14 protein-coding genes and 3 pseudogenes are annotated in these 14,798 nt (G+C 44.6%); 5 read left to right on the forward strand and 12 right to left on the reverse strand.

The window, feature by feature from the left end:
- Positions 1-62: 62 nt before the first annotated feature.
- Positions 63-1,421 carry an FAD-binding oxidoreductase gene (locus tag H6F74_RS06565; RefSeq protein ID WP_190438089.1) on the reverse strand — a complete coding sequence of 453 codons (1,359 nt, stop codon included), beginning with the start codon at positions 1,419-1,421 and terminating at the stop codon, positions 63-65.
- A gap of 171 nt (positions 1,422-1,592) precedes the next feature.
- On the opposite strand from H6F74_RS06565, the gene H6F74_RS06570 reads away from it, so the two are divergent.
- Both H6F74_RS06570 and H6F74_RS06575 read left to right on the forward strand, forming a co-directional pair.
- On the forward strand, positions 1,593-2,015 hold the full coding sequence (locus H6F74_RS06570; protein WP_190438153.1) for a DoxX family protein: 423 nt from the start codon (positions 1,593-1,595) through the stop codon (positions 2,013-2,015).
- Between the two features lie 74 nt (positions 2,016-2,089).
- A complete protein-coding gene (locus H6F74_RS06575; protein WP_190438092.1) occupies positions 2,090-2,584 on the forward strand; it encodes an ureidoglycolate lyase in 495 nt (164 codons plus the stop codon).
- Between the two features lie 65 nt (positions 2,585-2,649).
- On the opposite strand, the pseudogene H6F74_RS06580 reads toward H6F74_RS06575, so the two are convergent.
- The 3 genes and pseudogenes from H6F74_RS06580 to H6F74_RS06590 all read right to left on the reverse strand — a co-directional run.
- A pseudogene (locus H6F74_RS06580) lies at positions 2,650-2,757 on the reverse strand (DUF4058 family protein); the annotation flags it as partial.
- Positions 2,758-2,891: 134 nt separating this feature from the next.
- Positions 2,892-3,431, reverse strand: a complete 540-nt coding sequence (locus H6F74_RS06585) for an SH3 domain-containing protein (RefSeq protein WP_190438096.1) — start codon at positions 3,429-3,431, stop codon at positions 2,892-2,894.
- A gap of 47 nt (positions 3,432-3,478) precedes the next feature.
- Positions 3,479-4,987, reverse strand: a complete 1,509-nt coding sequence (locus H6F74_RS06590; RefSeq protein WP_190438098.1) for a UbiD family decarboxylase — start codon at positions 4,985-4,987, stop codon at positions 3,479-3,481.
- Between the two features lie 55 nt (positions 4,988-5,042).
- Here H6F74_RS06590 and H6F74_RS06595 point away from each other — a divergent pair, with 55 nt between their 5' ends.
- The gene (locus H6F74_RS06595; RefSeq protein WP_190438100.1) at positions 5,043-6,734 is read left to right on the forward strand and encodes an NYN domain-containing protein; all 1,692 of its coding nucleotides are present in this window, start codon (positions 5,043-5,045) and stop codon (positions 6,732-6,734) included.
- Between the two features lie 155 nt (positions 6,735-6,889).
- On the opposite strand, the gene pstB is transcribed toward H6F74_RS06595, so the two are convergent.
- From pstB to H6F74_RS30890, 8 genes and pseudogenes are all read right to left on the reverse strand, one after another.
- On the reverse strand, positions 6,890-7,699 hold the full coding sequence (gene pstB, locus H6F74_RS06600; RefSeq protein WP_190438103.1) for a phosphate ABC transporter ATP-binding protein PstB: 810 nt from the start codon (positions 7,697-7,699) through the stop codon (positions 6,890-6,892).
- The gene (pstA, locus tag H6F74_RS06605) at positions 7,693-8,610 is read right to left on the reverse strand and encodes a phosphate ABC transporter permease PstA (RefSeq protein ID WP_190438106.1); all 918 of its coding nucleotides are present in this window, start codon (positions 8,608-8,610) and stop codon (positions 7,693-7,695) included. The genes pstB and pstA overlap by 7 nt, the downstream gene beginning before the upstream one ends.
- 44 nt (positions 8,611-8,654) lie before the next feature.
- Positions 8,655-9,599, reverse strand: coding sequence for a phosphate ABC transporter permease subunit PstC (pstC, locus tag H6F74_RS06610; RefSeq protein WP_190420004.1), 945 nt, complete (start codon positions 9,597-9,599; stop codon positions 8,655-8,657).
- Between the two features lie 257 nt (positions 9,600-9,856).
- A complete protein-coding gene (locus tag H6F74_RS06615) occupies positions 9,857-10,888 on the reverse strand; it encodes a PstS family phosphate ABC transporter substrate-binding protein (RefSeq protein ID WP_190438109.1) in 1,032 nt (343 codons plus the stop codon).
- Positions 10,889-11,114: 226 nt separating this feature from the next.
- Positions 11,115-11,483: pseudogene (locus H6F74_RS29875) on the reverse strand (cyclic nucleotide-binding domain-containing protein); the annotation flags it as partial.
- Positions 11,484-11,495: 12 nt separating this feature from the next.
- Positions 11,496-11,987, reverse strand: a complete 492-nt coding sequence (locus tag H6F74_RS30880; protein WP_347269483.1) for a hypothetical protein — start codon at positions 11,985-11,987, stop codon at positions 11,496-11,498.
- Positions 11,988-12,038: 51 nt separating this feature from the next.
- A pseudogene (locus tag H6F74_RS30885) lies at positions 12,039-12,176 on the reverse strand (mechanosensitive ion channel domain-containing protein); the annotation flags it as partial.
- A gap of 3 nt (positions 12,177-12,179) precedes the next feature.
- Positions 12,180-12,581 (reverse strand): mechanosensitive ion channel domain-containing protein, encoded by a 402-nt coding sequence (locus tag H6F74_RS30890; RefSeq protein WP_199300923.1) that lies wholly within the window; start codon positions 12,579-12,581, stop codon positions 12,180-12,182.
- A gap of 196 nt (positions 12,582-12,777) precedes the next feature.
- Between H6F74_RS30890 and H6F74_RS06625 the strand changes: the two genes are divergently transcribed.
- Both H6F74_RS06625 and hppD read left to right on the forward strand, forming a co-directional pair.
- Complete coding sequence (locus tag H6F74_RS06625; RefSeq protein ID WP_190438110.1) at positions 12,778-13,479, forward strand: SDR family oxidoreductase; 702 nt, start codon at positions 12,778-12,780, stop codon at positions 13,477-13,479.
- An 85-nt stretch (positions 13,480-13,564) separates the two neighbouring features.
- Complete coding sequence (gene hppD, locus H6F74_RS06630) at positions 13,565-14,677, forward strand: 4-hydroxyphenylpyruvate dioxygenase (RefSeq protein ID WP_190438113.1); 1,113 nt, start codon at positions 13,565-13,567, stop codon at positions 14,675-14,677.
- The last annotated feature ends 121 nt before the right edge of the window (positions 14,678-14,798 follow it).

A 14,798-nucleotide genomic window follows, 5' to 3' on the forward strand; every position in this document is an offset into this window, starting at 1 on the left:
GTTGGAAACGCGAAATTTCGCCTCTCTACACCTCTGCGTTCTCTGCGTCTGGAGCGGTTCATTTATTTCCTTTCTCCCCAAGCCTTCATCTTACCTGGATTCAACAACCCATAAGGATCAACCATCTCCTTAAACTGCAACTGCACCGGATCAATACTTTTTCTTCCCCCATCCTCCAAAATATAAGTGTGAGGATTAGCAATAAACGCCCCCTGTTCCTCGTGATAGCGAATAATTTCCTTCAACCTTTCCTCAGTCGTATAGCGAACAATTTGCAAAGCAGCAGGGATAGCAGTACCATTCACCCGAAGGAATTCCAAGTGCATCATCACTTCCTCACCAAAATGATGATACATATGCTCCACCAAATTAAGACTTTTATCTGCTGGAAATAGAGTTTGTAAATAAGTGAGTGTCGGGTCAACACTACGAGCGTGTAAAGTAGTATGATTCCAAGTAAACTCTGCTAAAGAAGTACCTTTACTAGCTTCTCTTGCAGATTTTTCATAACAAATTGTACCGCCATATTCCCGAATCAAACCTTGTAACGGTTCCAGACAACATTCTGCCACCATCAACAAAGCACAGTGACTATTTTCAGGAATCTGATTGCGTAAAGCAGCAAAGTAAGATGGAATTGGCGCAGCACAGATACAAATTAATTTCTTAATCAAACCATCAGCATCACCCAGACTTTGGCCAAAGTGAGCAGCTGTCATAAAATCATCAAAAGTGACGATTAACTCTGCCCAAGCATAAGCGGGGCTAAGGGGAATTTCTAACTCAGTAATAATGCCATTCGTCCCGTAGGCGTGATTTACCTTTTGGACTTCATCGCCGCGTAACTCAATTACACGCGGTACATCTTCCATTGTCACCACTCTAAGAGCATGGAGATTACCGCGATCGCGCAACTGTCCGTAAGTAATCGAACCAATTCCCCCACTCCCACCGCCAATAAACCCTCCAATTGTCGCCGTGCGGTAAGTTGAAGGTGCCATTCGCATTTCCCACCCCGCTTCCCGTGCCTGTTTATCCAACGCCGCCAGCTTCACCCCAGGCTCCACACACGCCAAACCCGGCTTAATCCAGCGAATCGCATTCAACCGCGTAGTATCCAAAATTACCCCACCTTCCAGAGGTACGCACTGACCATAATTCCCCGTACCCGCACCCCGCAACGTCAGCGGCGCTTTATACTTAACACAAGCTGCCGCCACTTGTAACACTTGCGCCTCAGTAACCGGACGGGCAACTAAATTCCCCGTTTTCCCACTCAACAGGTTTTGCAACACCGGGCTGAACGTGTAGTAATCTTGGGAAAGTTTCGCGACTTGGGTAGCATCAGTAATGATTTCTATGCCCGTCAGCTCAGATGACAGAGCATTCCAGTCTATTGATCGTATAGAAGTTGCAGTCATCTGGCTAGCCTCCATGAGGATAAGAGATATTTTCTTATTTTGGAGGATTTGCAACCAAATTTTCCGAATCTTGATTCAAGAAAAAGGAAAATTTCACGCAGAAACTAAAAAAATAGACAAAATTTGTCAGTATTTTATAATAATCAGTCTGTATAGGTTCAAATGGAACTCATCAAAAAGAACAAAGAACTTTTGCGAATCATCCTCGCCGCCTGTATCATTCTTGTCGGCGTGCTGCACTTTGTAATCCCAAACATATTTGCCAAACTCATCCCCGCCGAACTACCTTACCCTCTGTCACTCGTCTATATCAGCGGCTTCTTTGAAATATTAGGCGGTATCGGGCTATTAATTCCCCTCGTCAGTCATACTGCGGCTTGGGGATTACTTACTCTTTTCATCTTCGTTTTCCCAGCCAACATCAACATGGCAGTTAACCAAATCCAGCTTCCAAACATACCGAACTCTCCCTGGTTTCAAGCAGCAAGACTTCCCTTTCAAGCAGTCTTAATTGCCTGGGCGTGGTGGTACACCAGACCCTCAGACGACGAAAAACAAGCCTCAATAATTCCTGGCAAACCCAAACCAGAATAAACCCCATCATCTCTTAAAACTTCTCTTTTCTCTGCGTTCTCAGCGCCTCTGCGGTTAGTTTTTCTTGACTTAATATGAACACATCAAAAACAATCCAACAACTACAAGCACAATTAATAACACCAGAAAATTTCCGCCCCTACGGTCAAGTAATCTCTGCCAGTGTTGACGGCAAAAACTACGACACAGAAGATGCCCAACTAAATCTTCAAAATGGAATACCCCGCTTTTACATCATGCGACTGCACCACAAAGGGCGGAAATTTCACACAATCACACGCCACACCCAATGCACTCAATGTTTAGGTTCCCTCGAAGGAAAAGATTGGCTAATCGCCGTTGCCCCTCCTAATAATGATGCTGACAAACCCGCATTAGAAGACATTGCAGCTTTCCGCATTCCTGGTAATTGTTTCATCAAATTAGAAATAGGAACTTGGCACGCTGGCCCATATTTTGAACATGAATTTGTAGATTTCTACAATTTAGAACTCAGCGACACAAATATTGTTGACCATTTCACTCACAACTTTCTCAATCATCAGTTAGAGTTTGAGATTTATTCTTAAAACCGGGAGAAGTAAATTAGATGTCCTTTGCAGCTACAAATCAATAACTTTTAGATGCGTTTTCCCTGGGGAGCCAACAAGTTCAAAAGTTTGCTAATCAGCAAGTGATATATTCCAGTCCAAAAATCAGGATGTTCTAAATAGGGATTCATCCCCGGAAATGGAGAAGGCATAAAAGTACCTAAAAACTAAAAATTTTAGACTCATTTTTTAGCCCCTCCTCGCTTGCGGGGAGAGGCTGGCGGTGGGGTTCTACGTTATATCATAGCTAAACAGTTTTGCGCCAAATCTTCTCAATGCAAAACAATTAAGAACAGGTGGTGCCTAAGCCACATTGATCGTCACTTTTCAGCCAACCTTTAACACCTCGATATTCAATCTGCGCCCATTGTCCCTGACAGCCTAATAGTTTGACATCGGTTCTACGTGGAACTCGTCCAATTTTTCGGCTTTGCTGACTAGGACTGGCATAAAGATTAACCCCATTCGTTTCATAACCCCTTGTTGCGGTGCCTAACATGGGCAGAAACACCCAGCCAGTTCCCCGAAAGCCGTCGCTATAATCCTTCCTAATTTTTACCCAATTTCCAGAGGAAGCGATGATATCAACTGACTCGTATGTGGGAATTTTCCCCAGAATTCGGTTACTGGTACCTGGGCCACTACGTACATTTAAACCTTGCGGATCTTTGTCGATAACGATGGCAGAAATATCGCACTTTTTTTCATTAGCTGATTGCGCTAATACGCTAAGATTAGCTGCGCCAGTATTGATAATCCAGCTAATGCTACCGAGTGCTAATCCGGCGATTAGCTTTGATGCTGTCTTCCTTATCTTTTTAGCCATAAGTTTCCCAATTATTTAACACCAGCGTTGGTGCTGGTGCCAAATAATTACTTCATATCGTAGCCAAACAATTTCGGATCAACTTCTCCTAATTGCAAGTCCGCTAAGCCATACTCTGCCCAGCGTCTTTCCACCATCGCTGCGACATCTGGATCGGATTCCAAAGGTTCGCCCCATTCATGTTCCGTTTCTGGAGGAATCTTGGTAGTCGCATCAATACCCATTCTTCCACCTAAGCCAATTTTTTCGCTGGCAAAATCCAAAGTATCAAAAGGCGTATTGGGCAAAATGAAAACATCTCGAACTGGATCAACTTTGGAACTAATTGCCCATACAACTTGACGCGGATCTCTGATGTTAATATTTTTATCTACCACAATCACAAACTTGGTGTAAGTAAACTGAGGTAAAGCACTCCAAAAAGCTAAGGCTGCCCGTCGCGCTTGTCCCGGATATGCCTTATCAATGGATATAATCGCCGCTTTATAACTCAGCGCTTCCATTGGGAGGAAGAAATCAACAATCTCTGAAACTTGTTGTCGTAAAATCGGCGTGTAAATGCGGTTCAGCGCGATCGCCATCATCGCTTCTTCTTTCGGCGGACGACCGCTAAACGTTGTCATATACATTGGATCTTTGCGGTGCGTCATGCACTGGAAGCGAATCAACGGCGAATCTTCCACACCGCCGTAATAGCCCATGTGATCGCCAAACGGGCCATCGGACAGCACTTCCCCCGGTGTAATCGTGCCTTCTAGGACAAATTCCGAGTCGGCTGGCACTTCTAAATCTACCGTCTTACACTTCGCCAACTGCACCCCAGAACCGCCGTAGAGTCCAGCGAACAGCCATTCTGATAAATCGACTGGAATCGGTGTTGCAGCTGCCATGATGATCAGAGGGTCAACACCGAGCGCGATCGCAACCTCCAATTTCTTCCCCTGTTCCGCCGCCTTCCGCAAATGTCTCGCACCGCCCCGCACCGATAGCCAATGCACCGTCATCGTATTGCGAGATTGCAGTTGCAGGCGATAAACGCCCACATTCGGCGTACCCGTCTCGCAATCCTTGGTAATTACCAGCCCCAGCGTGATAATCTTGCCAGCATCCCCCGAATAAGGACGAATCAACGGCAATCTATTCAAATCCAAATCATCGCCTTGGATTACCACTTGATGACACGCCGGGAAAAAATCGCGTCCCGGTTTCGCCTTCAGCACATCAAATAGCAGCTTGCCAAACTCCACCGCCTGAGAAATCTTCTTCGGTGGCTTCGGCTGTTGCAACATACTCAGCTTTTTGCCCAGTTCCTCCAACTCCAACGGATGCTGCATATTCATCGCCCAGCAAATCCGCTCAACTGTACCCATCAGGTTCACCGCCACCGGATAGTCAGCCCCTTTGACATTTTCAAATAGCAGTCCGGGGCCACCCCGTTGCAACATCCGGTTGGAAATCTCCGCAATTTCCATATCTGGGTCAACTAAGGCTGAAATTCGCCGTAATTGTCCCCTTTCTTCCAGTAGTTTGATGAATCCCCGCAGGTCTCTCGCCATGTTTAAGATATGTGAATCTTCATCTTTTATTATGGGATATATCTTGTGAACAGCTATGCCAGATAATCCCAGCTTGCGGGCAGCAAATGATTCTGCCGTTATCCACCAAATCAGCCTCTGTGTCTACCAAGCGATTATTTCTATCCAGCAGTACGAACCTGAATTACTCAGCGAAAAGTACAGGAATGCTCCTTGGCGCGATACTCGTTATCAGTCTGCATTCCTGCTGAAGTTGGAAACAGAACTCAGTAAAGCACAAGACAGGGATACACTGATTAAAACGGTACAGAAATTTCTGCAAGTTCTGCTAATTGGGCGCTGTTTAGAGTTGCCGATTTACAGTAACTTACTGGCAAAAATTCGTCATATGAGCCAGAGTCCAAACAATAGTGTAATGCAACAAGCCGCGGGAGCGAACAGCACTAATGTCCAAGATACCCCTAACGCCAGCAGCGCTGACGCACATACGCCAAAAGCGATCGCTATCTTACTTCTGGATACAGAAAACTTGCAACTGGACACCGAAACCGAAAATTTCTTAACAACAGTTTGCACCTATCCTATTCAAGTAAAAATTGCCTTTGCAAATTGGCGGCATCTGGGCAAGCTAGATGCTGAACTTCATGAGCGTGGCTATGACTTGATTCACGTTCCTGCTGGCCGAGACAATGCTGATGGGAAAATGATCGCAGTTGGCTTGTCAATTCGTGAACATTATCCCAAAGCCAGAGAAGTTTTAGTTTGCTCCTCAGACAAAGTGATGACAAACCTTTGTAACCATCTTCTAAAAACTGGATTAAATGTATATCGCGTTTGGCGGCAGGGAGAAAATTTAACAATATCTAACTACAAAAATGGTAAAACTGAGACTTATCCCCCCAAAAAACCGCTCGAAATCCCGACCTTATCTCAATGTATTACGCATCTCCAATTACTGATTAAAAGTGAGCAAGAACGTACCGCAAACCAGTGGATTAAGCTATCAATAATCTCCGCTTTGTTTCTGGATTTACACAAAATTACTATCAGCCAAGTTGTCGCGGCTCATCTTCCGGGTAAGAGAGCTAGAGATATTTTTATAAACAATCCATCTGATTTTGTTGTTCATCAACCGCCAGAGCAGTCTGAATTATATGTAACGCTATTTGAGACAATTGCTCCTAGAAGTGTAGCCAGTAATAACAGTAATAATACTGCTCTAACTGATGTTAAAACTGACATAAAGCATTTACATACTATTAACTCTAAGCAAGAATTAGAACAGGCGCTTATAGGAATTTTGGGTAGTATAAAAACCAAGTCTCCAGAGTCTAAAATTTCCTTATCACACTTGGGTACAGGTTTCAGAGCTGTATATAACAAATCTGCAACTGAAGTTCTTAAAAAATTAGGACTAGGCTCAAGCTTAAGTAAATTTTTACAGTCATGCCAAGGGTTGAAAGTTCAGAATACTGGTAAAGATGAGTTTGTGGAATTTGCCCAAAACTCTGCATCTACGATTAACTCGCAAGCTGTTTTGGAACAGGTATTAATAAATCTTCTAAACTCCTTAACTAATACATCTGAAAACTCGCCTATTCCCATAGAAAGTTTAGGTAGTGAATTTCACAAGCAATACGGGGTAACGATTAGCGCAATAATGAAGCAATTGAAGATGGATGGTAACTTCCTAAAGTTTTTGCAGTCGTGTAGTGCTTTTAAGGTAGAAAATTCAGGGAAGTCATATCGAGTTGCGATCGCTAAGTAAATTGGTCAAAATAAAAATAAGACACTCAGCATTTCTCGTTAAGAGTCAGAAACTATTAACGCAAGTATTCGAGGCTCTGCTTCCTATAAATTAATATAAGACAGAGCCTGATAAATAGGCATTCCCAGTTAAGAAACTCTTAACAAGGATTAAAATTAGCCAAATCGTCCGTTTACGTAGTCTGCTGTCTGCTTCTTCGCAGGCTGAGCAAAAATAGTCTTCGTATCGTCAAACTCTACCAACTCCCCCAAGTACATAAACGCCGTATAGTCAGAAACACGAGCTGCCTGCTGCATACTGTGAGTCACTATTAGAATTGTCACCTGTTTTTTCAACTCAGCAATTAATTCTTCAATGCTGCCAGTAGCAATTGGGTCTAGCGCCGATGTCGGTTCATCGAAAAGAATAATTTCAGGCTCAGTTGCCAAAGCACGGGCAATACACAAGCGCTGCTGTTGACCGCCGGAAAGGTTGAAAGCTAAGTCATTTAAGCGATTTTTTACTTCCTCCCAAAGCGCAGCACTACGCAAAGCTTGCTCTACTTTTTCATCAAGAAGGCTACGCTTTGATATACCCCGCACCCGCAAACCATAAGCCACATTTTCGTAGATTGACTTAGGAAATGGATTAGGTCTTTGAAACACCATACTAATCCGCATCCGAACTTCAATCGGGTCAACTTTACGACTGAGAATATTAATACCATCGCTATCCAGGCGGATTTCCCCTTCGTAGCGATTTCCGGGGTAAAGGTCGTGCATCCGATTGAAACACCGCAACAAAGTGGTTTTGCCACAGCCTGAAGGGCCAATTAGCGCTGTTACCTGTTTGTCACCGACTGGCAGGTTAATATTTTTCAGTGCGTGGACAGTACCGCCATAATAAAAATTTAGGTTATTAACCTCAGCTTTAATATTTTTGGCTGAATTTAAGGGAGATTGGTTGGTTTCGATTTTTTCTACCATTTGATATTTTTTCGTAAACGATAGCGCAGAAAAATTGCTATACCATTCATAGCTAGTGTCATAAGAACTAGGACGATACCCGCCGCTGCTGCATTAACTTGAAATTCCTCCTGGGGACGGGATACCCAATCAAACATTTGGATGGGCAAAACTGTGAACGGTGCCAGCAACCACTTAAAAGAAATGAAGGGAAACTGTCCTTGAATTGGGGGTTCTGGCAAAAAGGAGATGAAGGTAAGAGCGCCAATGGTGACTAGGGGAGCAGTCTCGCCAATGGCTCGTGCTAAGCCAACAATTATACCAGTAAGAATTGTGCCAGTTGAGTAACGCAAAACATGATCCCAGATCACCTGCCACTTGCTGGCACCAACTGCATAGGCAGCTTCGCGAATACTATTGGGAATGGCGCGGAGAGCTTCGCGAGTTGTCACAATTACTATCGGCAAAACCAACAGTGCCAGAGTTAATCCGGCGGTGAGAACGCTTTCTCCCAACTTAAATCTATACACGAACAAGCCTAATGCTAACAGTCCGTAGACAATGGAGGGAACTCCCGCCAAGTTGGTGACATTGATTTCGATGAAGTCGGAAAGCCAACCTTTCTTAGCATATTCTTCTAAATAAATGCCTGCTGCTATCCCTACTGGAATTGAAGTTGCAGCAGTTACCAACATTACTAGGGCGCTTCCTACCCACGCAGAAAGGATGCCTGCTTCTTCCGCTTTGCGACTAGGGAAGGAGGTGAGAAATTGCCCATCAAGGCGCGGTAAACCGTTGTGCATTAAGTTAAGCACCAACGCCATTAAAGTGACAATTCCAAATAACATCGACAACAAGCCGACGATTTGGAAAGCCAAGTCCCAACGCTTGCTCTTGGCAATAATAGAGCGAATCTCTTGTAAATTTTTCATTATTTATTAGCTAGTCATTGATTATTAAATTATTAATAACTAACTTAGTAAATTTCTCGGTAGCGTTTTCTCAAGAAATGACCGCCAATGTTGAAAACTAGGGTCATCAGCACTAGGGTTAATCCAGCTGCAAATATGGTTTCATATTCCAAGCTGCCATAAGGCAGGTCGCCGAGACTTACTGCCACGATGTAGGCCGTAATTGTCTGTGCTGGTTCTGTCGGATTCCAGGTAAGATTAGGCTGACCCCCAGCTGCGATCGCTACCACCATCGTTTCTCCCACGGCACGCGAGATTCCCAAAATGTACGCGGCCGATATCCCGGAAATAGCAGCTGGTAATACAACTCGCAACGCCGTCTGCAAGCGGGTGGCCCCCATTGCATAGGAACCCTCGCGCAAATGCACAGGTACCGCACGCATGGCATCTTCACTCAGAGAACTGACATAAGGAATAATCATTACACCGATGACTAGCCCAGCGCTCAACATATTAAAACCAGGCAAATCGGGATACACTTTCTGCAACAACGGGGTGACGAACAAAAATGCAAAATAACCGTAAACAACTGTCGGAATGCCTGCCAGTAATTCTAAGGCTGGTTTAACCACCTCTCGCACTCGTGGTTTAGCAAATTCGCTTAGATAAATAGCTGCAATAGTACCCAACGGCACTGCCAGCAACAATGCCACTGCTGTAGTAACTAAAGTTCCTGAAATCAGCGGCAATATCCCGTAGTTAAATTTTCCATCTGCGTCGGCAATCAAAGGCGACCAAGTGGTGCTGGTGAGGAATTCTACTATAGATACTTTCTGGAAAAATAGGAAAGACTCTTCAATTAAGATGCCGATAATTGCAAAGGTAACTCCTACCGAGGAAAGCGCCGCCAAAAATAACACAAACTCAATTGCCTTTTCCCGCAAGTCGCGTACTAGCTTTGACGATAATTGAGCCTGTTTAGAAGGTAGTTGCAGTGGTCTTTCGGTCATAATTAAGCCACTTATGGATAGTAGTTGAAATGCTTTTTAGGTTGGGCTTTGAGAGGACGTCTGAAAAGTTATAATCGAGACGCTTAGGCGGTTGAGATCCCCCTTGCATCCCCCTTAAAAAGGGGGACTTAGACTTGATTTTCTCCCCTTGAAAAGGAGGGCTGGGGGGGAGCAAACTAACTTTTGACACTTCGGGGACATCCTCTGAGAAGGAAAAGGAAAAATTTAATAAGTAAATTTTTCCTTTTTATTGCCTATTACTGTTTAGCTTCGAGCTGTAGCAGTTGTTCAATTCTCAGTCCGGTTTTTGTATCGCCCGCAAACACTGTGCCGAACTTTTTGTTTTTGAAGTGACTATTCGCGAGGGTGTATGCCTGCGCTGGCAGAGCAACATACTTCACTTCACGAGCAAACTTACCAGCATTACCTATGTAATACTGTACAAACTGCTGCACCTGTGGCTTGTTAATAGATTTAGAGCTGACGTAGATAAACATAGGCCGAGACAGGGGAGTGTAAGTTCCATTCTGCACCGCCTGGGCAGATGGGGACACGGGGCCTTTGCCGCTATCAATTGGTACTGCCTTCAACTTGCCCTTGTTTTCTTCGTAGTAGGCATATCCGAAGTATCCCAGCGCATTCTTATCGCGGGAAACGCCCTGTACCAGTACGTTGTCATCTTCGCTAGCAGTGAAATCACTCCTACTGGCTTTGGCTTTGCCGTTAATAGCTTCGGTAAAGTAGTCGAAGGTGCCAGAACTAGCACCCGGCCCAAATAGTTTTATAGGTGCATTGGGGAATGAAGAACGTACTTGGTTCCAAGTTTTGACTTTACCTTGTGCCGCAGGCTCCCACATTTTCTTAAGTTCTGCAACTGTCAGGCTCTTGACCCAAGTGTTTGCCGGGTTAACCACAACTGTTAAGGCATCATAAGCAATTGGCAGTTCAACGTACTGAACGCCCGCGGCTTTACACGCCGCCATTTCTGAGGTGCTGATAGGACGGGAGGCGTTAGAAATATCTGTCTCGCCAGAACAGAATTTTTTGAAGCCGCCGCCAGTACCGGAAACGCCAACTGTAACTCTTACTGCGCCTCTTCTTGACTTCTGAAACTCTTCGGCTACGGCTTCAGTAATCGGGAAAACTGTGCTGGAACCGTCAATCTTAATTGTTGCTGGGCTTTGAGACTTAACCGCAGATACAGATAAACCAATTGTTGCAGCTGTGATTGCCGCAGTACCTATTGCTGTCAAGCGGTTAAGCTTAAACTTTACTTCGTTGGCTGCCATATCCTTCGCTCCGGAACCCTAAGTTCGCTCTAAATCTAACCCCAGATAGAATACCTGTTCATGGTTAAGGATTTATAATCTAGGATTGTGGTTGAATTAAAATTAATTTATCTTTAGATAAAAAAGGAATTAAGTTTTGGTTAAGAGCGCTGCTATACTAACTAAAACTTAGGCTGGATAAAGGTAAAGGCTATCTTTAATAAACGATAAGAAACACAAACTAAAATCAAATACCAAAAAGGTTTTGAATTCGTTGACGTAGCCGAATAAAAGGAGTCGGTTCTGTGATTTCTTCAGCGAGTAATCCTAAATCTCTTAGCGCCTGTTGCCTTTCAGATAATTTTTGAGCAATCTGATCCGCTAATTCTCGATGATCTACCAAAAGTTTCTGTAAATCGTGGCGATCTACTACAAACAAAATTGAATCTTCCAAAGTGCGAACTGTAGCTGAACGAGGGGTTCCCATCAGCAAAGACATTTCCCCAAAAAATTCGCCTTGGTGAAGCGTGGCAATATATTTCTCTGCTTTTTGGGAAAAAACTTCTACAGACCCGGTGAGAATAATGTAAAATGAATCGCCAGGGTCATTCTCTTGACATACAACTTGTCAGTTTGGAAAAAGTTGCCGATACCCATATTCAATTAATTGCCGCAATTCTAAATCAGTAGACCCTTCAAAGTATGCCACGCGCCGCAACAAATCGCGCAGCGTCCAATTGTCAGGAGATTTTGAAACTAGCTTGTTGTTGGATGCGATCGCGCCATTCTGGGAGTTGATGCCATTGGAAACATCTGCGGCGTTATGTTTTTGAAACAAATTTTCTAATTTTTCTAGATTTCGGATTGTTACATCCCGCTGGGGAAAAGGAATTTCAATGCCTCGATAGCGAAATTCATGTTCAATCAAAAAGTTTAAAGAACTTTTAATTGGCTCGCTATTTTGTGGCTGGTCGATCCAAAGTACCAGTTCAAAATCTAAAGAACTTTCTCCGAAAGCTTTAAACCAAACTTTGGGAGGAGGAGAAGATAAAACGCCAGTTTCCATGCGAGCGGCGGCTAAAAGTGCCTCGGTAACTAATACCGCGCTACCGTATGCCACGCCAATTGGAAGATGAATGCGACAATTAGAATCTTTATAACTCCAGTTAATAATATGATTTTCGACAAAACGAATATTAGGAACTATAACGACAACGCCATTAAGTGTCCGGACAATAGTGGAGCGAATAGAAATGTTTTCTACAGTTCCAAGCAGGTTCTCAATTTCGATAAAGTCTCCAACTCTGATTGGTTATTCAACAAGTAGAGTGAGTCCGCTGATAAAGTTGCTGGCTAAATTTTGTAACCCGAAACCTACACCAATCCCGATAACTCCAGCAAATACAGTCAGAGAGCTGAGGTTGATGCCTGCTGTTTGCAGCACAATCATGAAACCCAAGCCTACCAACAAATAGCTAAGGACGGATGCGATCGCTTCTCGACTTCCCCTATCTAATCCCACTCGTACCAGCAGCTTCCGCTTTATCCACTCACTAATGGCGCGAGAAATCACAAATACCGTCAAGGCTAACAAAATCAGTTGGACAATCAAACCAAGCGAGAGAGAGTTGCTGCCTATATTAAAAAATGGCGTGGTAAAAAGCCAGAATAAGCCTGCAAATATCTGTTGTGCGGATGTGACAATCCAATTCATGAATTACTCCATTTGAAGAGGGAACGCGCGAAGCACTTTATCAATAAGACAAGGTTTGCTGGGAAAGTTCCCCCAGTGCCATCCTCACGAGCCTGGGAATGAGAAAAAACCAGCAAAAGGAGTGTAACCGCCTTTGTTGAGCAGAATCAGCCGGAATCAGTATTATGGGGAAAGATGTAAAGAAATGTAAAGCAATATGCAAGACAAAGTTATTGTAATCGTTGGTGCCACTGGCGGGATTGGTTCCGCCTTGACACGCAAACTGGCACCAACCGGAGCGCAGTTGGTACTGGCGGCAAGAGATAGCAACCGTTTGGATTCCTTGGCATCAGAACTCGATTCTGTTTTAACCGTACCCACAGATATTACCGACCAACAGCAGGTACAGGCGCTGATGTCCAAGGCTGTTGCCCAGTTTGGGAAAATCGATGTCTTAGTCAATGCTGCTGGTGCTGGTATTCTCAAGCAGTACAACCAGTTAGAGCCAGAAGACTTAGATGCCATGATTGATGTGAATTTAAAGGGCAGTTTTTACACCTGTCAGGCGGCTGCTGAGGCGATGAAGGAGCATAAAAGCGGTCACATCTGCAATGTGGTAGGGATTTTGGGCAAGCACTCAATGGCGATGGCAGCGGCTTACTGTGCCTCCAAGTTTGGTGTTGTGGGTTTCAGCAAGTGCATGGCGGATGAACTGAAGCGTTTTGGCATCAAGTTCACCTTGTTCTACTTTGGCGGTGTCGATTCTCCCTTCTGGGATAAAGTTACCTTGAAGGTTGACCGAAAAAAGATGCTCAGTGCCGAAACTGCTGCTGACGCAATTATGTTCGCTCTTGCAGCCGATCCGCAGGCGGTGCCAATGGAAATTAATATTCAGCCAGAAAGCCACCTATTTTTCTAGCCTTGTATCTCTCTTAGGAGTGACCGGGAAATCCGGGGAAAAGGGCAGAATTTACACTCAGGAAAGCTCTAAGACTGAATAAACCATGAAAATCGATCACGTTCGCTTTTATGTTGAAGATGCCACAGCGTTGCGCGACTGGTTTGTTCAAATCCTGGGCTTTCAATGTGTCTTTGGCGGTGCGAGTAGCGACACCCGCACGGAAGTAGTTAAAAGCGGTTCAGTCTGCTTTATTCTGTCTTCTCCTATTGCACCCACTAGCCCGGTTGCTGAGTTTTTGCGCCTGCACCCTCCTGGTGTGGCAGATTTGGCTTTTCGGGTTCCAGATGTCGATTCGGTGATAGAGAGGGCGCGATCGCAAGGGGCGAAAGTGCTGCAACCAATTAGGCACTTTTTCCAAGATGAAGGATATGTCAAGTGGGGCAAAATCACTGGCTGGGGTTCGCTGTCGCATACTTTAATTGAAGCAAGCGGCAATGTGCCAGTTGATATTGGTTTTTTGGTATTTAGCGGGAATAAACAACAAACAATAGACAAGGGACTGTTTACCGCTATCGATCATGTGGTGCTGAATGTTCCTGCTGGCGATCTGGATCGGGCGGTTGCTTGGTATAAAAATACCCTCTCTTTTTTGCCCCACCAGTCGTTCGCTATTCAGACAAAGCGTTCTGGCTTGCACAGTAAGGTAATGGTTCATCCTGATGGTTGGGTAAAGTTACCGATTAATGAACCGAGTTCGGCTAATTCTCAAATTCAGGAATTTCTGGATGTGAATCGAGGTTCGGGAATTCAGCATATTGCGTTACAGACTCCTGAAATTGTGCAGGCGATCGCGCACCTCCGCGCCTCTGGTTTACCTTTCTTGTCGGTTCCCCCCACCTACTACACCGATTTGCAAAATCGCCAAGGACTCGACTTATCAAAAACTGAATTACAAGAAATCGCCAAGCAGCAAATTTTGGTGGATTGGGAGAAGGACAATCCTCAAGCGCTGCTGTTGCAAACTTTTACTCAGCCAATTTTTGCACAGCCGACTTTCTTTTTTGAGCTGATTGAGCGTCGTTTCCAGGCGCAAGGCTTTGGGGAAGGCAATTTTCGCGCTCTTTTTGAAGCTATTGAGCGCGATCAGATGCAGCGCGGTAGTTTGGAAGATGGGGGGCTGGGGACTAGGGGCTGGGGACTAGGGACTAGGAACTAGGAACTAGGTAAGACTTTTTCCCAATCCCCAATCCCCAATCCCCAATCCCCAATCCCCAATCCCCAATCCGTCCCAAAAATGCAGTAATCTGCTATTGAAAATAACAATCGCAGTCACTATA

This window comes from Trichocoleus sp. FACHB-90, from assembly GCF_014695505.1.
Taxonomy (GTDB): Bacteria; Cyanobacteriota; Cyanobacteriia; order Cyanobacteriales; family FACHB-T130; genus Funiculus; species Funiculus sociatus.

What these genes read in the sequence shown, in the direction of transcription:
- H6F74_RS06565 (WP_190438089.1), bottom strand. Translation starts at nt 1,421, where the DNA reads ATGACTGCAACTTCTATACGATCAATAGACTGGAATGCTCTGTCATCT.
- H6F74_RS06575 (WP_190438092.1), top strand. Translation starts at nt 2,090, where the DNA reads ATGAACACATCAAAAACAATCCAACAACTACAAGCACAATTAATAACA.
- H6F74_RS06585 (WP_190438096.1), bottom strand. Translation starts at nt 3,431, where the DNA reads ATGGCTAAAAAGATAAGGAAGACAGCATCAAAGCTAATCGCCGGATTA.
- H6F74_RS06590 (WP_190438098.1), bottom strand. Translation starts at nt 4,987, where the DNA reads ATGGCGAGAGACCTGCGGGGATTCATCAAACTACTGGAAGAAAGGGGA.
- H6F74_RS06595 (WP_190438100.1), top strand. Translation starts at nt 5,043, where the DNA reads ATGCCAGATAATCCCAGCTTGCGGGCAGCAAATGATTCTGCCGTTATC.
- pstB (WP_190438103.1), bottom strand. Translation starts at nt 7,699, where the DNA reads ATGGTAGAAAAAATCGAAACCAACCAATCTCCCTTAAATTCAGCCAAA.
- pstA (WP_190438106.1), bottom strand. Translation starts at nt 8,610, where the DNA reads ATGAAAAATTTACAAGAGATTCGCTCTATTATTGCCAAGAGCAAGCGT.
- pstC (WP_190420004.1), bottom strand. Translation starts at nt 9,599, where the DNA reads ATGACCGAAAGACCACTGCAACTACCTTCTAAACAGGCTCAATTATCG.
- H6F74_RS06615 (WP_190438109.1), bottom strand. Translation starts at nt 10,888, where the DNA reads ATGGCAGCCAACGAAGTAAAGTTTAAGCTTAACCGCTTGACAGCAATA.
- H6F74_RS30890 (WP_199300923.1), bottom strand. Translation starts at nt 12,581, where the DNA reads ATGAATTGGATTGTCACATCCGCACAACAGATATTTGCAGGCTTATTC.
- H6F74_RS06625 (WP_190438110.1), top strand. Translation starts at nt 12,778, where the DNA reads ATGCAAGACAAAGTTATTGTAATCGTTGGTGCCACTGGCGGGATTGGT.
- hppD (WP_190438113.1), top strand. Translation starts at nt 13,565, where the DNA reads ATGAAAATCGATCACGTTCGCTTTTATGTTGAAGATGCCACAGCGTTG.